Genomic DNA, 23,815 nt, shown 5'->3' on the forward strand with positions numbered 1-23,815 from the left:
TTGCGGGGCCGCAACGACCGATGGCAGCGGGGTCGCGCGATCCGGCGTCCGCGGCGGACAAAACCGGTCCGCGATCGCGTCCGCTGTGTTATGATAGCGGGGCAGGCTTCAAGCCGGACAATCGACTGCGAGAGCAAGGGGATACGCATGAAAATCACGATCGGCATGTTCGCCCACGTGGATGCGGGCAAGACCACGCTGGCCGAGCAGCTGCTGTACCATACGCGAAGCATCCGGGAGCGGGGCCGGGTCGACCATAAGGACGCCTACCTCGACAGCCACGAGATCGAGCGCGCCCGCGGGATTACGGTGTTCGCGGACCAGGCCGTCATGACCTACGAAGGCGACACGTACTACCTCGTCGATACGCCGGGGCACGTCGATTTCTCGCCGGAGATGGAGCGGGCGATCCGGATCATGGACTACGCGATTCTGGTCGTCAGCGCGGCGGAGGGCGTGCAGGGCCATACGGAAACGGTGTGGCGGCTGCTGCGCAAGCACCGCGTCCCGACGTTCTTCTTCCTGAACAAGACGGACCGGACCGGCGCGGACCCGGATCGCGCGCTCGCGGAGATCCGCGCGCAGCTGACGCCGGACGCATGCCCGCTGACCGGCAGTTTCGCCGGCGGGGAAATCGGAGAGGCGCTGCGGGAAAGCCTGGCGGAGCGCGACGAGGCGCTGCTCGAGGCGTTTCTGGCGGGCGCGGGAGACGCGGCGTTCTGGCTGGAGGCGCTGCGGCGCCTCATCCGGGAATGCCGGCTCTATCCGTGCATGAGCGGCTCCGCCCTGCAGGACGTCGGCGTGACGGAGTTCCTGGAACGGCTGCACGCGTTGACGGTCACGGCGTACGACGAGCGGGCGCCCTTCGGGGGACGCGCGTACAAGATCCGCCACGACGCGAGCGGCGCGCGGGTGACGTACGCGAAGGCGCTGAGCGGCGAGCTCAAGGTGCGCGACGAGCTGTTCTACGGCGCCGGCGAGGCGCGGACCGGCGAGAAGGCGACGCGGCTGCTCCTCGTGAACGGCAGCAAGACGCAGGCGGTCGACCGCGTCGCGGCGGGCGATCTGTTCGCGGTGGTCGGCCTGTCGGGCGCCGAGACCGGCGAAGGCCTCGGCGCCTGCGCGGACCGGATCGGCTACGAGCTCATGCCGACGCTGACGTCGAAGGTGGTCTTCGCCGAGACGCTGAACGCGAAGGAGGTCCTGAAGGCGTTCCGGATGCTGAACGCGGAGGATCCGTCGCTCGGCGTCGTCTGGGAGGAGAGCCTGCAGGAGATTCATATCCGCGTCATGGGCGTCATTCAGCTCGAGGTGCTGCGGCAGCTGGCGAAGGACCGTTTCGGGCTCGACGTCGCGTTCGGCGCGCCGGAGATCCTGTACAAGGAGACGATCCGGTCGACGGTGCGCGGCTACGGCCACTTCGAACCGCTCCGGCATTACGCCGAAGTCCATCTGCTGCTGGAGCCGGGCGAGCGGGGCAGCGGCCTGACGTTCGTCAACGCCTGCCACGCGGACGACCTCAGCGTCGGTAACCAGAACCTGATCCGGACGCATCTCTTCGAACGGGACCATCACGGGCTGCTGACGGGCATGCCGCTGACCGACGTCCGGATCACGCTGCTGACCGGCGCCGGGCACAACGAGCACACGCACGGCGGCGATTTCCGCGAAGCGGCGTTCCGGGCGCTGCGCCAGGGGCTGGAGAAGGCGGAGAACGTGCTCCTCGAGCCGTATTACGCGTTCAAGATCCGGGTGGAGCTGGATGAGCTGGGCCGGGTGCTGTCCGATATTCAGCGGGCGTCCGGGCAGTTCGGGCCGCCCGCGACGACGGCGTCGCACGCCGTGGTGACGGGACGCGTGCCCGTGGCGCCGTTCATGGAATACGGCGCGGAGCTGGCCGCGTACACGCACGGCAAAGGCACGCTGCGGCTCGTCTTCGACGGGTACGACCGCTGCCACGACGAGCGCGAGGTCATCGCCCGCAAGGCGTACCGGAAGGACGCGGACCCGCTCTACAGCTCGTCCTCGATCTTCTGCGCGAAGGGGCACGGCTACACGGTGCCGTGGGACGAAGCGGAAGCCAAGATGCACTTGTTATAACGGCCGCGGGGCCGGCCGGCCGGCGGTTCAGGCAATTCGGAGTCGTTGGGGGAGGGCAATCAAGGTGGCCAAAGCATTATCCCGGTCGGTGCCGCTCGGCATGACCGTATTTCCGATTCTGTTCGCGATCAGCGTCGTGCATCTGTTGAACGATACGATGCAGTCGACGGTGTCGGCGCTGTTCCCGGTGCTGCGGGATTCGATGGATCTTAGCTACAAGCAGATCGGCTTCATCGCCTTCGCGATGAACATGACCGCGGCGGTCATTCAGCCGCTCGTCGGCCTGTACGCGGACAAACGCCCGCGCCCTTACATCCTGCCGGTCGGCGTGGTGTTCACGCTCGTCGGGGTCGTAGGGCTCGCGCTCGCGCCCGAGTACGTCTACCTCGTGCTCGCGGTCATGATGATGGGCATCGGCTCGGCGATCTTCCATCCGGAATCGTCGCGCGTCGCCTATATGGCCGCGGGAGGCAAGCGGGGGCTGGCGCAATCGATCTTCCAGGTCGGCGGCAACATCGGCGGCGCGCTCGGTCCCGTCATGAGCGCCGCGATCTTCGTGCCGCTCGGGCAGATCAGCGTGCTCTGGTTCTCGATCGCGGCGATCGCCGCGATGATCATTCAGGCGTACGTCGCCCGCTGGTACGGCCAGAACGCGCCGCTGCTCCGCCCGGCGGCCAAGCCGAAGGCAGCCGCCGACGCGATGCGGGAGAGCGCCGCGGCTTCGCCGCTGACGCGCAGGCAGGTCGGCTGGGCGATCGCCGTGCTCGTGTTTCTCGTCTTCACGAAGCATATCTACATGGCCGGCCTGTCGAGCTATTACAGCTTTTATCTGATCGATCATTACGGCGTGACCGTGCAGCACGCGCAGCTGTTCCTGTTCGCGTTCCTGGCGGCTTCGGCGGCGGGCACGTTCTTCGGCGGGCCGCTCGCGGACCGCTACGGGCGCCGCAACATCATCTGGTTCTCGATTCTCGGCACGGCGCCGTTCTCCATCCTGCTGCCGTACGGCAGCCTGGCGTGGACGGCGGCGATGTGCATCTGCGCGGGCTTCGTGCTTTCCTCGGCGTTCTCGATCATCGTCGTGTTCGCGCAGGAGCTGCTGCCGGGCAAGGTCGGGCTCGTCTCGGGCCTGTTCTTCGGCCTGGCGTTCGGCATCGGCGGGCTGGGCTCGGCCGCGCTCGGCTGGGTTGCCGACGCGACGAGCATCGAGTTCATGATGAAGCTGTGCGCGTACTTGCCGCTGCTCGGCGTGCTGGCCGTATTCCTGCCCAAGGACGACAAGGTTCGCGCATAACGGACGACGGGCGGGACGCGAATCCCGCGGGGGCGGCTGCCGTCGCACCGCCATCATGTCGCCATGGCGAATCGAATTGGCATTATTCGCATTCTCATATCGTCTTGGCATCACCGTCATTCCAAGGACGCCCTTCGGGGCGTCCTTTTGCGTTGCCGGCCGGCTCAGGCGCGGCTTGTCCGGCGACGTTCGCGGCGTTCGCGCGCGGCGGCGATGACGGCGCGATCCGGCGAATTGCGCCCCGACCGAGAGTTTCTTGGCAATAATGGCAACACTTTAGCATGAGTCGCCGTACCGGTGCTCTCGGCAACGCCAATTTACCGGAAAGAAGGCGTTACGCTTGGTCTTATCGCTCATCGTGATCATTCTCCTATCCGCCGGAGGCTTCTGGTCGCTCCTCGGCCTTCGAAACGTATTCCGCCCGATCGAGATCGCGGCGGCCTTCATGGCGCTGAACGTCTTCATCATCGAGTTCTGCGGCATGGTTACGCTCAACCTGGGCTTCATCCAACCGTCCCGGCGGGCATCCGTCAGCTGGTTTCTGATGCTGGGCCATCTCGCCGTCGCGCCGTGCCTGCTGCTGTGGGTGCTGTACGCGTGGTTCTCGCCGAAAGCCTCGCTCGTCCTGAAGCTCGCGATCGGGGCGGCGGCGCTGCTGGGACTGTACGGCACGGAGCTGCTGTTCGACCAGCTGGGCTATTGGAAGGCGCAGAGGTGGAACCTCGGCTACTCGGCGCTGAAGTGGCTGTCCGTGCTGCTGCCGGCCTGGGGCTTCGCCGCCTGGTTCCGCCGCTCGCTTCGCAAGCGGGAGGCCGCCTTATGATGCTCTATCCGCCCCGAAGATTCGACGCGAACGAATGGTTCATCCTGATCAGCATCGCGCTCGTGCTGACGGTTTCCCTGCTGCTGCCGCGGCGGTTTCCGACGCCGCTCACGATGTTCGTCTACCTGTTTAACGTTTATTTGGGCAAAGTGGGCGATTTCATTCTGGCGCTCCCGCCGCTCAACCTGTACGACGCGAACGACGTGCAGAAGTACGAGTGGTTCGATATGGTGCTGTACTTCTTCCTATACCCGCCCGTGTTATATATTCTGCTGAACCTCTATGACCGGTGGAAGCCGTCCGGCTACCGGCGCGTGCTGTACGTCGCGGGCTGGACGCTGCTGATTACGGGACTGGAATGGGCGGCGTCGAAGGCGGGCGTGTTTCGCTACCATGGCTGGCATCTGTATTATTCCGTGTTCGTCTACGCCGCCGTCATTCTCCTGAATTTGCTGGCGCTCCGTCTGGCCGGGGCGGTCATCGGGCGCCGGCGGGCGGGGGGAGCGGAGGATCCGCCGGGCTGACCCGGACGGCATCGAAACGAACGTTAAAAGGTAAAAGGTAAAGTTTAAAAGGCAAACGTTAAAGCTTGAAAGGCATCTGTTGAACTTTACCTTTTAAACGATGCCGTTTAACCGTTAAACTTGGCGCTCAATCCGAGCCAAGGCCCCTCCCCGGACACAAAATTGTTAAAAACTCCTAATAAACCTCCGAAGTCCCGCCGACCCTGCGAATCTATATAGAATCTCATAAGGTTGGGAGAGGACAAAACCACATGGTTAAACAGGATATTCTTACCGCAACGCTGGATTTAGCGATCGATAACGGAAGCAGCCATATCAAAGGCATTTACGACGAGCTCGGCAACGCGTTTATTTTCCCGAACGTGGTGGCGCAGCCGTTCGGCGAGCGCTACCTGCTGATGGAGCAGGGCGACCCCCTCGATTTTCTCGACGTGCAGATTACCTCGCCCGCGCTGGATTCGGAGCAGTACCGGCACGTGTACGTGGGCAACCTGGCGATCGGCGACGAAGGGATCGTGCACGAGATCGTCGGCGACAAGGCGGTGCAGAAGAAGGCGCAGCGGCCCGAGACGATGGTGACGCTCCTGACGGCGGCGGCGTACGCCGTGGCGAAGAAGCACGAGGACGCGATCGCGCGGGGCAAAAACCGCATCAAGGCCGCGGTTAACCTGGGCACGGGCCTGCCGATCCGCGAAATCACGAAGTTCAGCGAAGAATTCGCGCAGAAAATCGCGGGCGGGGTCCATTCGGTCGCGTTCGTGACGACGCCGGGCTTCAAGGGCGTTACCGTCGAGCTGGAATTCGTCCTGCCGACGGGCATCAGCATCGACGACGTCTCCGGCGTCTACGACATGGAGGCGACGGCCAAGACGCAGCTGGCGCATAAGGGCTTCGGCATCGCGGACGTCGGCGGCGTGGACATGGACATCGCGTTCTTCCGGCCGGGGCTCGATCTCGATCAGCGGCATTCCACCGGCGCGAAGATCTACCTGAACGACGCGCTCGAGAACATCCGCAACGAAGTGAATGCCCAAGGCGAAGAGCTGATCTCCAGCACGGCGGAGCTGACGCTCATGCTCGTCAACAAGGAGTACGAGATCTATGCCGAGGGCAAGGTCGCGTTCGACATGACGCCGCTGGTCAACCGCCACATGCGCATCCTGGCGGAGAAGGTGCTGAAGTATGCCCGCAATGCCTGGAAGCATGTCCGGTACGCCAACGAGTTCTGGTTCATCGGGGGCGGGGCGATCGTGCTCCAGCCGTGGATCGAGAAGCTGAATGCCGAGCTCGGCTTGCCGCTGCGCTTCGACCAGACGGAGTACAGCCAGTTCCGCAACGCCCGCGGCACGTTCTTCCTGCTGCGGCATGCCCTGAATCAGGCCGAAGCCGAGTCCGAGGTCGCGGCTGCCGCCGACAAGCAATCCGCCGCGCCCGGCGCGCCCGGCGCGACCGCCCAGTCCGCCGCGCCCGCGGCGGCCGACCCCGCCAGGAAGCCTGAAGGCGGCGGGAGCGGGAAGGCTTGAAGAAAAAACGCAGATCGATGGTGCCGGTATCGCCCGGCAAGGACGTCACGCTCTATATTCCGGCCGACACGCCGCCCGAGGTCATTCGGTACTTGAACCGGCTGAAGGCGGAAGGCGTCTTCAGCCAAGGGGTCATGGACATCCTGATCCGGCATATCGTTCGCGAAGAAGCGCTGGAGGCATTGTCCCGCATGGACGATGACGGGGACGAGGCCGAGGGCGCGCGCGAAGCGGCGGCGGGACGATTCGATCGCGACGCGGAGGAGGACGGCTTCCCGCCGGAGCCGGCGGACGAGGACGACGGCTTCGGGACGGGAGCCGCGCAGCCCGCGGTTCCCGCGAAGGCGTTCAGCCTGGACGAGATCTTCCGCCAGGCCGGCCGCAACGCCGGCAAGCTTCGCTCCTAGCGGCCCGGAGGCGGGAGGCGCCAAGCCGGGCCGGTACCGATAACGGCAAGAAGGAGGACACAGACATGCCAAACGGACAACAGAACGATGGAACCCGCAGCTACACGCTGTCGGAGGAAGTGTTTCACCAAGCGGGCCTCGACATTCATTCGCAAATGGTGTACATCATCTTGAAGTGCTTCGCCACGGAATCGCATTTTCCGAACGTGGCGGAGATCGCGAAGCTGGGGCGGATGGACGAGAAGCAGGCGGTGAAGGCGCTGCAGCGGCTCGTCGAGCTGAAGATTCTCCCGCTGAAGCTGTTCCGCCGCATGGTCGGCGTCTTCCAGGACGACCGGCTGTCCTGGTCGGCGAAGGGGCTGCTGCTTTTCTGCAAGGAGCATCCGCGCGTCGAACTGCACAGCTTGCTCGAGATGGCGTCGCAGTCCGGGGAGGACGAGGAGAACATCCGCCGCTCGCTGCAGGAGCTGAGCTTGTACGGCTACCTGGACGAGTTCCCGGAATGGCGGCAGATCGCGAATTGATACGCGCGCGGGGGCGCCGGAGGGAGCTCCGCGGTCCGCGAGACGATACGCAAACAGCCCCGGCAAGGAGCCGGGGCTGTTTGGGGTGTCGCATGCGCGGGCGGTTACGATTTCGTCGCCGCGGATTTGCGGTCCAGCATGAGGCAGACGAAGGCGACGGCGAGCGCCGCGACGACCAGCGCGGCGCCGACCAACGGCAGCGCTTCGAGCGACAGCTGCGTGATGATGGTGCCGCCGATGAACGCGCCCGCCGCGTTGCCCAGGTTGCCGGCGGAGTGGCTCGTCGTGGAGGCGAGCGCCGGCGCGGACTTCGCCAAGCTCATGATCCGCACCTGCAGGCCCGGGAAGACCGCGAACGAGGCGGCGCCCCAGAGGAAGACGGTCGCGACGGCCGCCGCCGGACTGTGGACCGTGAACGCGAACAGCGTCAAAATGACGCAAATCGCGGCGTAGAGACCGAGAATCGTCGGCATCAGCTTCCAGTCCGCGAGCTTGCCGCCGACCATGTTGCCGAGCGTGACGCCGCAGCCGAACAGGACGAGTATCCACGTGACGCTATGCTCGGCGAAGCCGGCGACCTGCACGAGCAGCGGGGTGATGTAGGTGAAGACCGCGAACAGGCCGGCGTTGCCGAGCACCGCGATTAAGAGGAACAGCAGCAGCCGCGGGCTTGCCAGCGCGGCGATTTGCTTGCCGATGCCGATGGGCGCCTCCGGCTTCAGCTTCGGGATGAGCATCAGGATGCCGATGAGCGTCACGACGCCCATGAGCGCGATCGTGGCGAACGAGGCCCGCCAGCCCATATGCTGGCCGATGAACGTGCCGACCGGCACGCCGATGATGTTGGCGATCGTGAGGCCCGCCATCATCATCGAGACGGCGCCGGCCCGCTTGTCCGGCGCGACCAGCCCGGAGGCGATGACGGCCCCTACGCCGAAGAACGTGCCGTGCGTCAGCGCGGTCAGCAGCCGGGCGCCCATGAGCACGGCGTAATTCGGCGCGAAGACGGAGACGGCGTTGCCGAGGATGAAGAGGCCCATCAGGAAGCAGAGCAGCTGCTTTTGCGGGATTTTGTGCGTTAGGACCGTCAGGATCGGAGCGCCGACGGCGACGCCGAGCGCGTACATCGTAATGAGCTGGCCCGCGGCGGAGATGCTGACGTGCAGGTCGTCCGCGACGTTCGGCAGAATGCCCATGATGACGAACTCCGTCATGCCGATCGCGAAGGCACCGAGCGTCAGCGAGAGCAGCGGAAGCGCGGACGGCTTCTTGCGAACGGCGGGACGGGGGACGGAAGCATGCGATAATTCCATGAGATACGTTCACCTTTCGTGTTGTGTGGCGTCATGGCTGAAGGCGGCGCAGGCTTTCGCTTTGCGCAAACCAATCAGCTCCGGCGGCGCGTCGGCCGCCGGAAGCTAACCCCTATTGTGTGGCGTGCCGGGCGAGAATACAAGGGATTTTACGAAATTTCCATCAATCGTACCGAATGAAAGCGCTTCGGTTTCAGACATGCAAAAACGACAATCGGATGTAAGCGCAAACATGAAGAATTCCGTTCCGGCCCCGGGCGCGAAGAAGAGAAGAATCGGCGGCGCGTTCCGCTCCGGCACCGCGGTTGACAAACGAAAGCCGTCGTACCTATAATCACTACAACGAAAGGGTGTTGAACGTGCAAATCAGCAGTAGATTTTCCATCGGCGTTCATATCCTGTCGCTCCTGGCGATCAATCCGAACGAGCATCAGACGTCGGAATGGATCGCGGGCAGCGTCGGGACGAATCCGGTCGTCATTCGCCGGGTGCTCGGGCAGCTGAAGAAGGCCGGGCTCGCCAAGGTCCGCGCCGGCAGCGGCGGGGCGTCGCTCGCGCGCGGGCTGGCCGAGATCTCGCTGCTGGACGTCTACCGCGCGGTCGAGGTCGTGGAGGAGGGCAAGCTGTTCCACGTCCACGGGCAGCCGAACCCGGACTGCGAGGTCGGCGCCAACATCGAGCAGGTGCTGCGGCTGCTGCTCTTGAAGGCGCAGGACGCGATGGAAGGCGTGCTTGCGGCGGTGACGATGGCGGAGCTGGTCGACGTGCTGGCCAAGGAGATCAAGCGGAGCGCGGCGCGGTGAACGCGCGAGGACGGCGCGGCGCCGTAAGCGCCGGACGCCTGGGTCGCGATAGACCGATATAGACCGTTTCGGAAGCAAGCTCGCTTCCGGACGGTCTTTTTTTGGCGGCGATAATGTTGCGCGGCCGAGGCCTGCTCGCGGCACCGAGCTGCTGTACCAGGCGATGGGGCTGAGCATGCCGGAGAAAGTGAAGAAGGACGCCCTCGGACCGGGCTATTACACGCTGTCGCCGGAGGTGCTGTCGCAGTACGCGGGAGATTACGTCGTCTTGAGCCGGAGCAGCGCGTCCGACAACGCGATCATGAAGACGGCGGCATGGACGAACGTGCCGGCCGTCAAGAACGGGCACGTCATCGAGATCGACACGGAGGCGTCCTCGTACAGCGATCCGACGACGCTCGAATATTTGCTCGACATCTTCGAGAAAGGCTTCCTGGGCAGCTAAGACTCAGGAGTCAACGCGGGCGCCCGCCCGAACGTCCGCCTAAGCCAACGAAGCCCGCGCCTATGCGCGGGCTTTTTGGCAGGGACGCGGTTTGGTGCCGCCCGGCGCCCGGGCGCCCGGGCGGGCGCATCCGGCTGGCCGATGCATCCGGCAATAGCCATGCGTTCCGCCGGTGGCCGCCGGCCGGCCTTAACGGCCGGGCCGGACGATCGCCGGATGCGCGGCGACGATCGCCTCGCACGTCGCCCAAAGCCGGGGCAGGTACGCGAGGGTCGCCTCCGCGCGGCGGGCGATGTCCCCGTCCGACGCGATGCCGAGGTCCGCGGCGGCTTCCTCGAGCGCGGGCACGTGAGCGGGCAGCAGCCCGGGGGCGTCCGCGCCGAGAATCTTCAGGCAGCGCGCGAACGTCGCGACGATCCAGAACATCGCCTCGCGGTGGTCGCCGGCGCGGATCATGGCGCGGCTGCCCTCGATGGCGATGGGCCGGGCGTCCGCCGTAATGTCGCTGCTGAAGAAGAACGGCGTCCGGCCCGCGTCCGCGGCGGCGTCGAACGTCCGGGCGAGCGCCTCGAGATGGCGCTCGGCCCGGGCGGGAGCGAGCGCCGCGCCGCCGAGCTGGTCCAGCAGCTCCGCGTACGCGCCGGCGTGGCCGCAAGCCTGCAGCGCTTCCCGCGCGGCCGGGTACCGCCGGCGCACCGTCGGATTGCGCAGCGCCGCGACGAGCGGCATATGCGCGGTCACGCCGGTCGGGAACAGCCACTGCGTGACCTTGTCGTAGACCGGCGCGCCGTAATCGATGCCGCGCAGGCCGGCCTCGACGCGCTGCCGGACGTGCGCGCAGCGGCGCAGCACCCATGCTTCGTCGGCGAAATGGCGGGCGACCTCCGCCTGCAGCCGCCCGAGCCGGCCGTCGGGGTCGGCGATGATGCCATTCATGCGGAAGCTGCCGGCGAGGTGATAGTCGGCCAGCACGCTCTCGGCGGAGGCGAGGTCGTCCCAAGCCAGCACCGTCACTTCCAGGAGCGTGCCGTCATACCGGAACTTCCCCGGCTTGAGCGGCGCCTCCGCTTCCCCCGTCACGACCACCACGTCGACGTCGGACGACGCCGGCAGCTCGGCTTCGTCCGGCATCCCGATCGTGGAGCCGCTGAAATACGCGCCGCGGAAGCTGCTCTCCCGCGCGGCCTGCGACCTCACCCATGCGGCCGCGGCCTGCTTGGCCCTGCCTACGTTCATGCCGTCTCCCCCTTTGCGGAAATGGGCTATCACTTCCATCCTACCAAATGCCGGGGGATTCGGGGGAGATTTCCTTTGCTTTCGGCGCTATTTTTTGCTTTTGTTTAGCCGGATTGGTTCCCGCCGGATGGATTCCCGCCCGACTGGCCTTCACCGGACGAACTCTCGCTAGAGCCGCCGCCCGGCTGGCTCTCACTCTGCTGGCTTCCGCCGGACGGACTTCCGCTTGACTGGTTCCCGCCCGGCTGTCCATGATCGGACTGATTCCCGCCCGATTGGCTGTCGCTTGGCTGGTTCCCGTCCGGCTGTCCATGACCGGACTGATTCCCGCCAGACTGGCTATCGCTTGGCTGATTCCCGCCCGACTGCCCCCCGCCGGGCGGGCTTTCGCCCGAACCGCTTCCAGCGCCCGTCGCGCTGGCGGCGGGGGGCCGGAACCACGAGACCACGAGCAGCAGGAGCGGCAGGAACAAGCCGAAGGTGGCCGAGTAGAACGGCCAGATCTCGCCGGCGAACACCCGGAAATAGACGATGTTGGGGTAGACAATAATCGACAGGACGCCGATGAGGATGCCGAAGGGCACGATCATGGGGCGGTACGACTGCAGCCGGAGCACCTGGGCGAAGCCGAGCAGCGCGGCGTAGAAGCAGAGCAACAGCTTGAAGAAGATCGTCAAGAACCAAATGATGGCGACGAGCACCTCGATCCGCTGGAGGAATTCGCCGACCTGGATTTTTTTCGCCAGCGTGTAGCTGGGGAACGTGTGCCGCGAGGCGAAGTCCCAGCCGAGGACGAACACGCACAGCAGCGTAATGACGACGATGACGAGCCCGCCCAGCATGGCGCCCTTCAGGAACGGCATGCCGATGTTCGTCTTGTTGACGGAGGGGATGATCATCAGGAAGACGGTCAGCTCCAGGTACGGAATGCTGATGACCGACAGGCTGCCGTGGATGATCGCTTTCGTCCCGGCTTCGAAGACGGGCTGGATGCGGTCGAATTGGATTTGGGGCAGCAGGAACACGATCAGCAGCAGCAGCATGGTCATGATCCACGGCAGGAAGATCTCCGCCGTGCGCGCGATGACCTCGAGGCCAAGGCTCGCGCCCGTCAGAATCGCCATGATGAACAGCAAATGCACGATCTGGATCGGCGTCTCCGGCATGACGATGGTCGTGATGAAGTCCCCGACGTTCCGCAGCACTAGGGAAGCGAGCAGCAAATAAAACGAGAAAAACAAGAGTCCGACCAGCTTCCCGAGCCAGGTGCCGAGAATCTGCTCGGCGAACTGCACGAGCGTTTGACCGGGATAACGGCGGCTGAGCGCGACGTAGAGCCCGATGAGCAGCATGCCGATGCCGACGCCGACGAGGGCCGACAGCCACCCGTCCTGCTTCGCGACGGCCGTAAGGCCCGAAGGGACGATCAGAATCGAGCTGCCCAAGCTGAAGAGGAGCGTCAGGATCGCCAGCTGCCGCGCATTGATCTTGCCTTGTTCGGTCATCGTTCGGACGCTCCTCTCCGTCGGGACTAGTTCAGCATGGACAAGACGGCTTTGCTCAAGGGCTTATAGACGACGGTCAGCCAATCGAGCGGATTGGGCAGCTCGACGCGGAAGCTCTGCAGCATGCTCAGCGTGACGGCCGCGGCCAGCAGGCATGCCGACACCGCCAGTTCCTTCTTCTGCCCGTTCCGTTTCAGCCGGGGGTACTGGAAACGAACGACGAGGGCCGCCATGATCAGCACGATCCAGATCAATCGGACTCCGCCTCCATCCGTTCCAGGAACGATTCCACGATCGAGCCGGTGCGGCGGATCTTCGCGTTCACGGCGATATGGACGGGGAGGTCGGCGAATTCCTGCTCCCAGCGGTTCTTCATCCGGTTCCACGCCCGGTAGTCGGCGCGATGGATGGCCGACCCGAAGCCGAAGATGTCCGATTTGTAATATTTGCCCCGCGCGACAGCGGCTTTCATCATGTTTTCGATCTGGTCGCTCAGCTCCTTCTCGAGCAGCTCGATCGCTTCGTTGGTCGCGATGTTCATGCCGCACTCGACCTCGCCGATGTTGCCTTCCGCCTTGACGGTCACCTCGATCCGCGGCTCGCCGTCCACGATCCGCCCCTTAATTCGGTGGTTCATGCGAATGAGCTCCACATCCAGGTCATCCCCGCCGGAACAAGGCAGTTGAACGATCGTGCTGCTGATGTTGCCCCGGATGAAGTTGTAGCCCATGCTCTGCTTGTCGTTCAGCCAGCCGACGAGCTTGTCTTTGTGGAACACGCCGAGCCCCTGGTATTGCATATAAGCGGGAGCGGCCACCGAATTCAAGTTGCTCCGGGTTCCGCCGGTTCGGATATCCCCCACGATGCGAATGCCGGTCAGTACCGGATCCTTGCCCTGGTCGACCAGATCGTAGATGAGCTGATGCAGGTCGACCTTCGCCGAGACGCCCCAGTTGCGCTGCGAGGTCTCGAGCGAGGTGTACAATTTGTCCGTCGGCAGCTTCTCGAGCGGCGTGAGGATCCGCAGTACCTGGTTCGCCGTCGCGCCACGGGCAACGATAATGTAGAAGTCCGTCCGCAGTTCGTGGTCCCGGGACAGCCCGTCAAGCACCTTGGCGATCCCCGCCCGGGCCAGATCTTCCCCGATGACGAGGATCCGCAGATGGGACGAATAAATTTTACGCGGCGCGATCGTGCCCATCTCGCGGATCGACTCGAAAATCGAGCGCTCGTTGTTCGTTTGCACCGTTAGGACGGGAACGCGGCTGCCGCTGCCCTTGCCCGCGCCGATCTCGGTGGCGTTGACGATCTGGACCGACACGCCGTACCGGTCGCCGTTCTTGTCGAAGCCGTACGCCGTCGCGATCGAAATTTCGTTCAGTTCCTTGCGGTTCCAGCAGCCCGTCAGCAGGAGCGCGAGCAGGGAGATCAGGGAGAGTTTGAGTGCTCGGTTTGCCGTCATGCCGGGTTCATCCCTTTCTTCGAGTCCATGCGGCTAGCCGCGGGAGGGGGGCTTCCGCGGCCGGTCGCTTTGTTGCCGGGTCCGGTTCGTCTGGCTGATCAGCCGCGGCCGGGTCAGCATCGCCCACTGCGGAACCCGGAAGATGCTGTCCTTCTGGTCCTCCGCGGCGTACGGCGCGAACGGCGCCATGTACGGAATGCCGAACGAACGCAGGCTGCACAGATGCAGGATCATGATAATGGTTCCGACGAGAATGCCGTACAGGCCGAACGACGCGGCGAGCATCATGAACACGAAGCGAATCATGCGGATGGAGATCCCCATGTTGTACGACGGAATCACGAAGTTCGAAATCGCCGTGATGGCGACGACGATGACCATGGCCGGTCCGACGAGCCCGGCGTCGACCGCGGCCTGCCCGATGACCAGCGCGCCTACGATCGACACCGCCTGGCCGACCGTGCGGGGCATGCGGACGCCCGCTTCCCGGAGAATCTCGAACGTGATCTCCATCAACAGCGCTTCGATGAACGCCGGGAACGGGATGCCCTCGCGCTGGGCCACGACGCTGATGAGCAGGGGCGTCGGGATCATCTCCTGATGGAACGTCGTGATCGCGATGTACGCGGAAGGCCCGAACATGGCGATGAACAGGCAGACGTACCGGAGGATGCGCAGCAGGGACGCGATGTCCGCCCGCTGGTAGTAGTCCTCCGGCGTCTGCAGGAAGTGCGCGAACAGCGCGGGTACGAGCAGGACGAACGGCGTGCCGTCCACGAGGATGGCGATGCGGCCTTCCAACAGTCCGCCGGCGATCGCGTCGGGGCGCTCGGAGTTGTACATCGTCGGAAACGGCGTGTACGTCTCATCCTGGATCAGCTCCTCGATATAGCCGCTCTCCAGGATCCCGTCGATGTCGATCCGGTCCAGCCGCCGGCGGACTTCCTCGACGATCTTGTCGTTCGCGATGCCTCTGATATACATGATCGCGACGTCGGTCATCGTGACCTTGCCGATCTGCCGCGTCTCCATCCAGAGGTTGGCATCCTTGATCTTTCGCCGGATGAGGGCGGAGTTGGTGCGGAGCGTCTCGGTGAAGCCTTCCCGCGGTCCCCGCACGACCGATTGGGAGGAAGGCTCGTCGACGCCCCTGTCCCGGCACGCGCGGGTGCTGGCGACGATGCCTTCGGCGTGGCCGTCGATAAGCACGACCGAATCGCCCGACAGGATCGCATGAAACAGCGTATCGAGATCGGAGAGGCCGCCGATGTCGCCGACCTTCAGAATGTATTCCCGGATCAACCGCAAGGGCTCGGTGTTATCGTCGGGCTGCAGAAACAGCTGCGTCTCGCTGCTTTCGACGAGCAGCGATTCAAGCAGGGGCCTCGGGTCGGACAAGCTTTCGATGTAGACGACGGCGGCGGCGTGCGGCTGCCGGTTCGTGCGGATGACGAAGCGGCGGATGACGAGATCCGTGCTGCCGCCGAGCTGCGTTTCGATTTGGCTCAGCGTCGCGGCCAGCGACGCGGGCAGCGCGTTCGCGGCATTCGTCCCGCCCGTGCCCTGCCCTGTCGGCTTCGAGGCGGATTTCGCCTTCAATTTACGGAATGCTTGATAGAAATCGACCATGTCATCACCCGGATCAGTTACTTTCTACCACTATCTCCATAACCGGACGGTTTAAAACCATCGCGGGCGGGTTTCGAAGCCGGGCGCGGACGGCGGATCGGACGCGAAGGGACGGGGCGAGGGAGCGATTGACAAAGGGCGGAAATGGACATCGTAGTAGAAAAAGGAGGTGCGCGGATGAACGAATACGTCGACGTGCTGCTTAGGGCCGTGATCGCCATCCTGCTGCTCCTGCTGGTCGCCAAGCTCCTCGGCAAGCAGACGGTATCCAACATGACGTTCCTTGATTTCGTGACCGGCATTACCTTAGGAGCGATCGCGGGCAATCTGGCGTTCAACGTTCAAATCAAATCGCTCCATATGGTGCTTGCCCTCGTCGTCATGGCGGGCACATCGCTGCTGCTGTCCGTCATCGCCTTGAAAAGCCGCCGAATGCGGAACTGGATCTCGGGCTCGCCGACCGTGCTCATCGAGGGCGGCCGCGTTCTTGAAGACAACATGCGCAAAATCCGCTACTCGCTGGACTCGCTGGACCAAGCGTTAAGGGAACAGAGCATCTTCAACATCGGCGAGGTGGAGTATGCCGTGCTGGAGGATAACGGCGTGCTGTCCGTGCTGAAAAAGGATGATTTTCAAGCCGCGACCCGGAAGGATCTCAAGCTGAAGGCCAAGCCGCAGTCGTTCCCGGTCGAGCTCGTCATGGACGGCGCGCTGGTGGAAGGGAACCTCGAGGCGAACGGGCTGACGCGGGAGTGGCTGGAGCGGGAGCTGGGCCGGCGGGGAAAGCGGTTGGAGGACGTGTTTTACGCGGTCCGGGGCACGCACGGGCAGCTGTTCGTCGACGGGTACGAGGACCGCATCCGGCGGCCGGTCGACAAGGAGTGACGGCCATGACCGGGTGACGCGGCGCGGTGCCGGCCGAATAAATAGGCATTTAGAGGAATCTCGACTCCGGATCGCGAATAGAGGGAACGAGACTTATCGGCGAATCGTTCTCAATTCCATTCGGAGGTGGCTTGTTATGAAAGCGCTGTTTATCGGAGGGACCGGCATCATCAGCTCCGCGATCACGCGGCAATTGGCGGCGAACGGGTGCGAGCTGTACGTGCTGAACCGGGGGAACCGCAACGCGGCTCTGCCGGATAACGTGAAGGTGCTGCAGGCGGATATCAACGACGAGGCGCGTGTCGCCGAGCTGATCCGGGAGCTGGAATTCGACGTCGTGGCGGATTTCATCGCCTTCGTGCCGGAGCAGCTGGAGCGGGACTATCGGCTGTTCCAAGGCAAGACGAAGCAATTCATCTTCATCAGCTCGGCCTCGGCTTACCAGAAGCCGCTGTCCGATTACCGGGTGTCCGAAAGCACGCCGCTCGCCAATCCGTATTGGGAATACTCGCGCAATAAGATCGCGTGCGAGGACTATCTTATGAAGCGGTACCGGGAGCAGGGGTTCCCGGTCACGATCGTGCGGCCGAGCCACACCTACGACGAACGCTCGGTTCCGCTCGGCGTGCACGGCCGGAACGGCTCGTGGCAGGTGGCGAAACGAATGCTCGCGAACAAGCCCGTCCTCATCCACGGCGACGGCACGTCGTTGTGGACGATGACGCATAACCGCGACTTCGCCAAAGGCTTCATCGGCCTGATGGGCAACCGCCGCGCGATCGGCGAAGCGGTCCAAATCACGTCCGACGAGACGCTGACCTGGAACCAGATCTATGAAGCGATCGCGGACGCGCTCGGCGTGAAGCTGCAAGCGGTCCACGTCTCTTCGGAATTTCTGGCCGCGTGCAGCCGCGAGGACTTCACGGGCGGGCTGATCGGGGACAAGGCGAATTCCGTCGCGTTCGACAACGCCAAGCTGAAGCGGCTCGTGCCCGAGTTCGTCGCGACGACGCGCTTCGACCAGGGCGTGCGGGAGACCGTGGCGCATATTTTGGCGCATCCCGAGCTGCAGAAGGAGGACCCCGAGTTCGACGCGTGGTGCGACAAGGTGATCGATGCCTTGAACGGCGCGATCGCGGCGGTGAAGGGCTAGCCGGACGAAAGGGCGCGTCAGGTCGGGAGCATCGGTCCGGAAATATCGGAACGGGAGCATCGGTCCGGAAATATCGGAACGGGAAGCAGGCGAAAACCCTTGGCGGGGTTTTCGCCTGTTTCCCGTTCGCGCGCTCAGGTTGGGCGGATAGCCGGAACCCGGACTGGGACGACCTGCCGGACAAGGCCGGCTGCCTGAACAATCTCTACATCCGCGGCGGATACCGCCATCCGGGCTTGGGCTCGAAGCTCTTCGGGATGGCGATGGACTGGCTGGACGGCTTCCGCGGCGCGGAAGTCGTCTTCATCTTCGTGTCGAACGGCAACGAGGCGGCGCTCAAGTTCTACTTGAGCCGCGGGTTCGCGTTCAGCCATGACGTTTTCGGCGGGTTTATCCAAGCGACGTACCGGCGGCGGACGTAACGGCGGCCGGCAAGCCGAAAAGGGGGAGACATCATGACGCAACGCGATAGGGACGCGGCGCTGGGGCGGTTCCTCAGCCTCGTGCTGCGCCACGATCCGTCCGCGGCCGGCATCCGGCTGGACGCCAACGGCTGGGCCGACGTGCGTGAGCTGCTCGCGGGCTGCGCGCGGGCGGGCAAAGCGATCGACTTCGAGGCGCTGGCGCGCATCGTGCGGGAGAACGACAAGCAGCGGTACGGCTTTAACGAGGACCGGACGAAGATCCGGGCGAACCAAGGGCATTCCGTCGGCGTGGACGTGGAGCTGCCGGAGGCCGTCCCGCCGGATAAGCTCTATCACGGCACGGCGACGCGCTTCCTGGACGGCATCCGGGCGCAGGGCATCCGCCCGGGCGCGCGGCGGCACGTGCACCTGTCGGCGGACCGCGCCGCTGCCGTCGAAGTCGGGCGCCGTCACGGCAGGCCGCTGGCCCTGCACGTGGACGCCGCCGCCATGCGCCTCGACGGCCGCCGGTTCTACCTGTCGGCGAACGGCGTATGGCTGTGCGACGAGGTGCCGTGGCGGTACGTAACGGTGCCGGAAGGGGAATAGGCGCCAGGCCGGTTGTGTACGACCGGACGCCCGCGTCCGTTCCACGTGGAACAGTTTCAATCTAAACGCGCACGGCTGCCCGGGCGGACGACCGATCCCGCGGCCGCCCGCCCTATAGGGCCTCGAACGAGGTCCTTTTTTGCGTTTCCCCCGAACTTCTATACAAATCGACCAGAAATCGAAGGATTGCCCGCTACAGCCGCGGAAGCCCGTTCACTACAATAAAAGCACGACGGACTTAAAGAAGGTGACGGACATGAGCAAGGCCGATATGGCGCTCGATAGCAAGACAGCCCCGCGGGAACGGACGGGAAGCCGCCGGGGGAAGCTGATCCGCGGCAATCTCGACATGTATGCGCTGCTGATTCCCGGGGTGATTTTCCTCCTCCTGTTCAAATACACGCCGATGTACGGCATCGTGATCGCGTTCCAGGACTTCAACATCTTCGGCGGCATCAAGGGCAGCGACTGGGTCGGGCTGGAGCAGTTCCGCAAGCTCGTCCGCTCGGACGAATTCTTGCGGGTGCTCGCCAACACGCTGCTCATCAGCCTGTACAAGATCGTCATCCTGTTCCCGATTCCGATCGTGCTCGCGCTCTTCCTGAACGAGGTGCGGCGGATGGTCTTCAAGCGGACGATCCAAACGATCATCTACTTGCCCCACTTCCTGTCCTGGGTCATCATCTCCGGCCTGTTCATCAACATCTTGTCCCCGACCGGGGGGCTCGTGAACGAGCTGATCCGCTCGTTCGGCGGACAGCCGATCTCGTTCCTGACGGAAAACCACTGGTTCCGCGTCGTCGTCGTCTTCACGGCCGGGTGGAAGGAGATCGGCTGGAACGCCATCGTCTTCATCGCCGCGATCGCGGGCATCGACCAGGAGCAGTACGAGGCGGCCGCCATCGACGGCGCGGGCCGGATCCGGCAGATGGTCTCCATCTCGCTGCCGGGCATGCTGCCGACGATCATGCTCATGTTCATCCTGCGGATCGGCAGCCTGCTCGAAGCGGGCACGGAGCAGATTCTGACGATGTACAACCCGCTCGTCTACAAGAGCGGGGACGTCATCGGCACGTACGTGTACCGCATGGGCCTCGGCCAGCAGGATTACAGCTTCAGCACGGCGGTCGGCCTGTTCAATTCCGCGGTCGGCTTCCTGCTCATCGTCATCGGCAACATGCTCAGCCGAAAATTTCTGCAGCGCAGCATCTGGTAGGAGGCGATAAACACGATGCGCAGCACATCAATCCGCGATTACGCGCTGGATACCGTGATCTATATCTCGCTCACGCTCATGGGGCTCGCGACCCTGCTTCCCTTCGCGAACGTGCTCTCGAAGTCGATCAGCGAGGAATGGGCGATCGTCGCCGGCAAGGTCGGCATCGTGCCGGTCGGCTTCCAGCTCGACACGATGCGGTTCGTCGTCACGTCCGGGCAGTTCCTGCACGCGCTCTTCGTCTCGGCGCTCGTGGCGGTCGTCGGCACGCTGGCGTCGCTGCTCGTGACCGCGATGACGGCGTACCCGCTCTCGAAGCGGGACTTGCCCGGCACGGGGCCGCTCATCGTGCTGTTCATCTTCACGATGATGTTCAACGGCGGCATCATTCCGAACTACCTGCTCATCCGGCAGCTCGATCTGATCGACAACCTGGGCGCGCTCATTCTGCCGGCGCTCGTCAGCGTGTTCAACCTGCTCGTCGTCAAGAGCTATTTCGAGAGTCTCCCGGCGAGCCTGGAGGAGTCCGCGAAGCTCGAGGGGGCGCGGAATTACACGATTCTCTTCCGCATCATCCTGCCGCTCAGCGGCCCCGTGCTCGCGACGATCGGGCTGTTCTACGCGGTGTACTACTGGAACGACTACTTCAACCCGATGCTCTACATCAACAGCGCGTCCCTGATGCCGCTCCAACTGTACCTCCAGGACATCGTCATGAACGCCGACACGTCGTCGGCCCTGAACCGGAGCGCGGACGATCTGATGAACGTGCCGGCGGAGGGCGTGCGCTCGGCCACGGTCATCGCGTCGACGATTCCGATCCTGCTCGTCTATCCGTTTCTGCAGAAATATTTCATCAAAGGGGTGCTGATCGGCTCCGTGAAGGGCTGATCGGTTCCCGCAAACCGCACGCGCATTAATTCTTGGCGGCATGCCGCGAGATTAATGATATATACTACCATATAGGAGGGTCATGCAATGAAGAAGGTTGTGAAGGTCATGCTGATGGCCGCGATGGCGGCGCTGCTCTTGGCCGCGGCGGCCTGCTCGTCGAACGGCGGCGGGAATAACGCCGGGAATAATGCCGGGGATAACGCCGGTACGAACGCCGGCGCGGCGGACGCGGGGGGCAACGCGGCGGACGATGCGGCCAAGCCGGAGCTGAAGCGGCTCGACATCTGGCAGAACGAGGATTACAACGCGTATCCGGTCGCGAAAATGCTGGAGGAGAAGACGGGCTACAAGGTGCAGTACGACATGCTCCCGCAGGATAAGTCCGCGGAGAAGCTGAACCTGATCATGTCCTCGGGCGAGCCGTACGACCTCGTTACGACCTACAGCGACTTGGCACTATACTCGGATTACGCGCAGAAGGGCGCGCTCGTCGACCTGCTGCCGCTGATCGACAAGTACGGCCCGAACATCAAGGCCTCGATCAAGCAGGCGTCGATCGACGCGCTCAAGGTCGACGGCAAGCTGTACGCGATTCCGACGTCCGTCACGTACCCGATCAACAGCAGCATCCTGATCCGCACCGACTGGCTGGATAAGCTGGGCCTGAAGATGCCGACGACGACCGACGAGCTCACCGCCGTTTTGAAAGCGTTTAAAGATCGGGATCCGGGCGGCAACGGGGATCAGGACGTGCCGCTCACGATCCGCGGCGACCTGCCGATGCTCGACAACATCGTCGGCGCGTTCGGCATGCCGAACAGCTGGAACGACGTCGGCGGCCAGCTGGTGCCGCGCGTGCTCGACCCGGCGTACACGGACTACATTACCTACATGGCCGACCTCTACAAGCAGGGCTTGCTGGACAAACAATTCGTCGTCAACAAGGACGCGACGGCCAAAGAGAAGTTCTCGAGCGGCAAGGCGGGCGCCATCATCGTGCACTGGGCGGACATCCCGACGATCTCCGACGCGCTCGCGAAGAGCGCGCCGGACGCCAAATTCGCCTTCGTGCCGGCGCTTAAAGGGCCGGGCGGCAAGGCGGGCTTCGCGGCCAACGCGGGCTTCGACCGCCTGACGTTCGTGCCGAAGGCGGCGAAGCATCCGGAGGACGCGGTCAAATGGATCAACGCGAGCCTCGATCCGGCGACGTTCAAGGACCTGGCCATCGGCGAGGAAGGCAAGCACTTCAAGATGGAGAACGGCGCGTATACGCCGATTCTGCCGATCTTCAACGACGAGCGCAACCTCGCGAACAACTACATGGCGGGCACCGACGAGACGAACTACCCGCTCTACTGGCAGGCGCGCGTCCGCAAGAGCCCGGTCATGTTCGAGGCGTTCGACTTCCTGAACAACAAGCAGCCGGACGACGTCAAGATCCCGAACAAGCTCGGCCTCGCGCCGTACATGCCGGAATACGCCAAGAACAACCTGCAGCTGGAATCCATGGTCGGCGACTACACGATCAAGCTGATCGCGGGCGCGGAGCCGCTGTCCGGGCTGGAAGCGTTCCGGGCCAAGTACAAGGCGGCCGGCGAAGAAGCGAGCGCGAAGGAAATCAACGACTGGTACGCCACGGTCAAATAATGGCCGCGTAGTAGAAGCAGAGTTATCGGATGATTCGCAATCCTACCGCTTAAGGGGGCGAACCGGCCCGTGCCGTGCCGCGAGCATGGCGCGGGCATCGTCGCCTCGAATCGAAAGGAGTCCTCATTCATGGCAAGCACGCAGTATTCGTTCACCCGGAACGTCGATACCCACTCGCGCACGGACGTCGTCGTGATCGGCGGCGGCCCGGCGGGCACGGCGGCCGCGATCGCCGCCGCGCGTTGCGGGAAGACGGTCGCGCTGCTGGAGAAATCCGCGCAGCTCGGCGGCATGGGCACGCTCGCGAACGTCAGCATCTTCATGCCGGTCGGCAACGTGACGGGCATCTACCGCGAGATCATCGCGGAGATGCTGGCGGAGTTTCTGCCGGCCGACCACGATCAATCCATCGCGCCGCAGTATTCGCCGTTTCTGCTGCGGCAGTATTTGAACGAGAAGATGAAGAAGGAGAACGTGCAGGCGTTCTTCCACAGCGAATTCGTCGGCTCGGTGACGGAGGACCGGCGGCTGAAGGCGGTCGTCGTCTCCACGCGCGAAGGGCTGCGGGCGTTCGAGGGCGGCGTGTTCATCGACGCCACCGGCGACGCCCGCGTGGCGATCGACGCCGGCGTGCCGTACCATGCCGGCCGCGAGTCGGACGGCCTGACCCAGCCGATGACGCTCATGTTCACGATGCAGGACACCGGCAAGCCGGTGAAGCAGGTGCTGCCGGAGGGCTGCTACTTCTATCGCGACGTGGCCGAGCTGCCGCAGGGCCGGCGGCTGTACTGGGAGCAGCACGGCGACGGCACGCTGCTCGTCAACATGTCGCGCGTCAAGGCGAACGGCGCCAAGCTCGCGGACGTCAATTTCGCGGAGACGGAGGCGCTGCGTCAGGTGTTCTCCATCGCGCATTACTTGCAGCGCACCGGCTTCGAGACGTACGCCATCGCGCATATCGCGCCGCAGACGGGCGTCCGCGAAACGAACCAGATCGAGGGCCTCTACACGCTGACGGAGCGGGACGTGGTCGATGGGGCGCGGTTCGCGGACGTGGTCGCGCAGACGAACTACGAGATCGACATTCACAGCCCGGACGCGCAGAAGACGACCGACGAGCGCAAGGTGGACGGCTACGACATCCCGTACCGCTGCATGGTGCCGGCCGCGTACGACAATCTGCTCGTGGCCGGCCGGGCGATCTCGGCGACGCACGTGGCGATGTCCTCGATGCGCGTGCAGGCGACCTGCTACGCGCTCGGCCAGGCCGCCGGAGCGGCGGCGGCGATCGCATTGGACGACGGGGATGCGGCGAAGGACGTGTCCATGGCGAAGCTGCACGGCATCCTGGAACGGCAGGGCGTCCGCTTCCGCGTGACGACAACATAACCAAGGCCGAAGCGCGAAGCGAGGGCGGTC

General features: G+C 64.3%; 22 protein-coding genes and 1 pseudogene. 17 read left to right on the forward strand and 6 right to left on the reverse strand.

Annotated features, from left to right (window positions below; translation table 11 throughout):
* Positions 1-147: 147 nt before the first annotated feature.
* From BMZ79_RS18005 to BMZ79_RS18035, 7 genes are all read left to right on the forward strand, one after another.
* Positions 148-2,100 carry an elongation factor G gene (locus BMZ79_RS18005; RefSeq protein WP_090642230.1) on the forward strand — a complete coding sequence of 651 codons (1,953 nt, stop codon included), beginning with the start codon at positions 148-150 and terminating at the stop codon, positions 2,098-2,100.
* Positions 2,101-2,200: 100 nt separating this feature from the next.
* Entirely contained in the window at positions 2,201-3,394 is a 1,194-nt protein-coding gene (locus BMZ79_RS18010) for an MFS transporter (RefSeq protein WP_090642683.1), read from the forward strand.
* 358 nt (positions 3,395-3,752) lie between these two features.
* Positions 3,753-4,217 (forward strand): hypothetical protein, encoded by a 465-nt coding sequence (locus tag BMZ79_RS18015; protein WP_218154716.1) that lies wholly within the window; start codon positions 3,753-3,755, stop codon positions 4,215-4,217.
* Positions 4,214-4,741: a CBO0543 family protein gene (locus BMZ79_RS18020; protein ID WP_090642233.1), complete on the forward strand. Its 528-nt coding sequence runs from the start codon at positions 4,214-4,216 to the stop codon at positions 4,739-4,741. The genes BMZ79_RS18015 and BMZ79_RS18020 overlap by 4 nt, the downstream gene beginning before the upstream one ends.
* 251 nt (positions 4,742-4,992) lie before the next feature.
* The gene (locus BMZ79_RS18025) at positions 4,993-6,264 is read left to right on the forward strand and encodes a ParM/StbA family protein (RefSeq protein ID WP_090642235.1); all 1,272 of its coding nucleotides are present in this window, start codon (positions 4,993-4,995) and stop codon (positions 6,262-6,264) included.
* Positions 6,261-6,671, forward strand: a complete 411-nt coding sequence (locus tag BMZ79_RS18030; RefSeq protein ID WP_143088989.1) for a hypothetical protein — start codon at positions 6,261-6,263, stop codon at positions 6,669-6,671. Before BMZ79_RS18025 ends, BMZ79_RS18030 begins: the two co-directional genes overlap by 4 nt.
* Positions 6,672-6,736: 65 nt before the next feature.
* The gene (locus BMZ79_RS18035; protein WP_090642238.1) at positions 6,737-7,195 is read left to right on the forward strand and encodes a hypothetical protein; all 459 of its coding nucleotides are present in this window, start codon (positions 6,737-6,739) and stop codon (positions 7,193-7,195) included.
* A 104-nt stretch (positions 7,196-7,299) separates the two neighbouring features.
* On the opposite strand, the gene BMZ79_RS18040 is transcribed toward BMZ79_RS18035, so the two are convergent.
* On the reverse strand, positions 7,300-8,508 hold the full coding sequence (locus BMZ79_RS18040; RefSeq protein WP_090642239.1) for an MFS transporter: 1,209 nt from the start codon (positions 8,506-8,508) through the stop codon (positions 7,300-7,302).
* 359 nt (positions 8,509-8,867) lie between these two features.
* Here BMZ79_RS18040 and BMZ79_RS18045 point away from each other — a divergent pair, with 359 nt between their 5' ends.
* Complete coding sequence (locus BMZ79_RS18045) at positions 8,868-9,311, forward strand: Rrf2 family transcriptional regulator (protein WP_090642686.1); 444 nt, start codon at positions 8,868-8,870, stop codon at positions 9,309-9,311.
* Positions 9,312-9,444: 133 nt separating this feature from the next.
* Positions 9,445-9,756: pseudogene (locus BMZ79_RS18050) on the forward strand (ABC transporter substrate-binding protein); the annotation flags it as partial.
* Between the two features lie 189 nt (positions 9,757-9,945).
* Here BMZ79_RS18050 and BMZ79_RS18055 read toward each other — a convergent pair.
* The 5 genes from BMZ79_RS18055 to BMZ79_RS18075 all read right to left on the reverse strand — a co-directional run bounded on the left by BMZ79_RS18055 (position 9,946) and on the right by BMZ79_RS18075 (position 15,588).
* The gene (locus BMZ79_RS18055) at positions 9,946-10,992 is read right to left on the reverse strand and encodes a hypothetical protein (protein WP_090642241.1); all 1,047 of its coding nucleotides are present in this window, start codon (positions 10,990-10,992) and stop codon (positions 9,946-9,948) included.
* Positions 10,993-11,096: 104 nt separating this feature from the next.
* Positions 11,097-12,497: a GerAB/ArcD/ProY family transporter gene (locus BMZ79_RS18060; RefSeq protein WP_090642242.1), complete on the reverse strand. Its 1,401-nt coding sequence runs from the start codon at positions 12,495-12,497 to the stop codon at positions 11,097-11,099.
* A gap of 26 nt (positions 12,498-12,523) precedes the next feature.
* Complete coding sequence (locus BMZ79_RS18065) at positions 12,524-12,751, reverse strand: hypothetical protein (RefSeq protein WP_090642244.1); 228 nt, start codon at positions 12,749-12,751, stop codon at positions 12,524-12,526.
* The gene (locus tag BMZ79_RS18070; RefSeq protein WP_090642245.1) at positions 12,748-13,959 is read right to left on the reverse strand and encodes a Ger(x)C family spore germination protein; all 1,212 of its coding nucleotides are present in this window, start codon (positions 13,957-13,959) and stop codon (positions 12,748-12,750) included. Before BMZ79_RS18070 ends, BMZ79_RS18065 begins: the two co-directional genes overlap by 4 nt.
* A 33-nt stretch (positions 13,960-13,992) precedes the next feature.
* A complete protein-coding gene (locus BMZ79_RS18075; protein ID WP_090642247.1) occupies positions 13,993-15,588 on the reverse strand; it encodes a spore germination protein in 1,596 nt (531 codons plus the stop codon).
* Positions 15,589-15,765: 177 nt separating this feature from the next.
* On the opposite strand from BMZ79_RS18075, the gene BMZ79_RS18080 reads away from it, so the two are divergent.
* The 8 genes from BMZ79_RS18080 (at position 15,766) to BMZ79_RS18115 (ending at position 23,785) form a co-directional block, all read left to right on the forward strand.
* Positions 15,766-16,473, forward strand: a complete 708-nt coding sequence (locus BMZ79_RS18080) for a DUF421 domain-containing protein (protein WP_090642249.1) — start codon at positions 15,766-15,768, stop codon at positions 16,471-16,473.
* Positions 16,474-16,609: 136 nt separating this feature from the next.
* On the forward strand, positions 16,610-17,626 hold the full coding sequence (locus BMZ79_RS18085; RefSeq protein ID WP_090642250.1) for an SDR family oxidoreductase: 1,017 nt from the start codon (positions 16,610-16,612) through the stop codon (positions 17,624-17,626).
* A complete protein-coding gene (locus BMZ79_RS18090; RefSeq protein ID WP_256252870.1) occupies positions 17,572-18,048 on the forward strand; it encodes a GNAT family N-acetyltransferase in 477 nt (158 codons plus the stop codon). Before BMZ79_RS18085 ends, BMZ79_RS18090 begins: the two co-directional genes overlap by 55 nt.
* A 33-nt stretch (positions 18,049-18,081) precedes the next feature.
* A complete protein-coding gene (locus BMZ79_RS18095) occupies positions 18,082-18,639 on the forward strand; it encodes an RNA 2'-phosphotransferase (protein ID WP_090642253.1) in 558 nt (185 codons plus the stop codon).
* 271 nt (positions 18,640-18,910) lie between these two features.
* Entirely contained in the window at positions 18,911-19,855 is a 945-nt protein-coding gene (locus tag BMZ79_RS18100; protein ID WP_090642688.1) for an ABC transporter permease, read from the forward strand.
* 15 nt (positions 19,856-19,870) lie between these two features.
* Complete coding sequence (locus BMZ79_RS18105) at positions 19,871-20,746, forward strand: carbohydrate ABC transporter permease (RefSeq protein ID WP_090642255.1); 876 nt, start codon at positions 19,871-19,873, stop codon at positions 20,744-20,746.
* Between the two features lie 87 nt (positions 20,747-20,833).
* Positions 20,834-22,396, forward strand: coding sequence for an extracellular solute-binding protein (locus BMZ79_RS18110; RefSeq protein WP_090642256.1), 1,563 nt, complete (start codon positions 20,834-20,836; stop codon positions 22,394-22,396).
* A 129-nt stretch (positions 22,397-22,525) separates the two neighbouring features.
* Positions 22,526-23,785: an FAD-dependent oxidoreductase gene (locus BMZ79_RS18115; protein ID WP_090642258.1), complete on the forward strand. Its 1,260-nt coding sequence runs from the start codon at positions 22,526-22,528 to the stop codon at positions 23,783-23,785.
* Positions 23,786-23,815 lie beyond the last annotated feature (30 nt).

Source organism: Paenibacillus sp. UNC496MF, from assembly GCF_900113915.1.
GTDB classification, from domain to species: domain Bacteria; phylum Bacillota; class Bacilli; order Paenibacillales; family Paenibacillaceae; genus Paenibacillus_Z; species Paenibacillus_Z artemisiicola.

Excerpts from the sequence above, each read along its gene's own strand:
- BMZ79_RS18110 (WP_090642256.1), top strand. The coding sequence starts at position 20,834 with ATGAAGAAGGTTGTGAAGGTCATGCTGATGGCCGCGATGGCGGCGCTG.
- BMZ79_RS18100 (WP_090642688.1), top strand. The coding sequence starts at position 18,911 with ATGGCGCTCGATAGCAAGACAGCCCCGCGGGAACGGACGGGAAGCCGC.
- BMZ79_RS18035 (WP_090642238.1), top strand. The coding sequence starts at position 6,737 with ATGCCAAACGGACAACAGAACGATGGAACCCGCAGCTACACGCTGTCG.
- BMZ79_RS18095 (WP_090642253.1), top strand. The coding sequence starts at position 18,082 with ATGACGCAACGCGATAGGGACGCGGCGCTGGGGCGGTTCCTCAGCCTC.
- BMZ79_RS18025 (WP_090642235.1), top strand. The coding sequence starts at position 4,993 with ATGGTTAAACAGGATATTCTTACCGCAACGCTGGATTTAGCGATCGAT.
- BMZ79_RS18005 (WP_090642230.1), top strand. The coding sequence starts at position 148 with ATGAAAATCACGATCGGCATGTTCGCCCACGTGGATGCGGGCAAGACC.
- BMZ79_RS18075 (WP_090642247.1), bottom strand. The coding sequence starts at position 15,588 with ATGGTCGATTTCTATCAAGCATTCCGTAAATTGAAGGCGAAATCCGCC.
- BMZ79_RS18085 (WP_090642250.1), top strand. The coding sequence starts at position 16,610 with ATGAAAGCGCTGTTTATCGGAGGGACCGGCATCATCAGCTCCGCGATC.
- BMZ79_RS18020 (WP_090642233.1), top strand. The coding sequence starts at position 4,214 with ATGATGCTCTATCCGCCCCGAAGATTCGACGCGAACGAATGGTTCATC.
- BMZ79_RS18010 (WP_090642683.1), top strand. The coding sequence starts at position 2,201 with ATGACCGTATTTCCGATTCTGTTCGCGATCAGCGTCGTGCATCTGTTG.
- BMZ79_RS18040 (WP_090642239.1), bottom strand. The coding sequence starts at position 8,508 with ATGGAATTATCGCATGCTTCCGTCCCCCGTCCCGCCGTTCGCAAGAAG.
- BMZ79_RS18105 (WP_090642255.1), top strand. The coding sequence starts at position 19,871 with ATGCGCAGCACATCAATCCGCGATTACGCGCTGGATACCGTGATCTAT.
- BMZ79_RS18055 (WP_090642241.1), bottom strand. The coding sequence starts at position 10,992 with ATGAACGTAGGCAGGGCCAAGCAGGCCGCGGCCGCATGGGTGAGGTCG.
- BMZ79_RS18080 (WP_090642249.1), top strand. The coding sequence starts at position 15,766 with ATGAACGAATACGTCGACGTGCTGCTTAGGGCCGTGATCGCCATCCTG.
- BMZ79_RS18115 (WP_090642258.1), top strand. The coding sequence starts at position 22,526 with ATGGCAAGCACGCAGTATTCGTTCACCCGGAACGTCGATACCCACTCG.
- BMZ79_RS18060 (WP_090642242.1), bottom strand. The coding sequence starts at position 12,497 with ATGACCGAACAAGGCAAGATCAATGCGCGGCAGCTGGCGATCCTGACG.
- BMZ79_RS18070 (WP_090642245.1), bottom strand. The coding sequence starts at position 13,959 with ATGACGGCAAACCGAGCACTCAAACTCTCCCTGATCTCCCTGCTCGCG.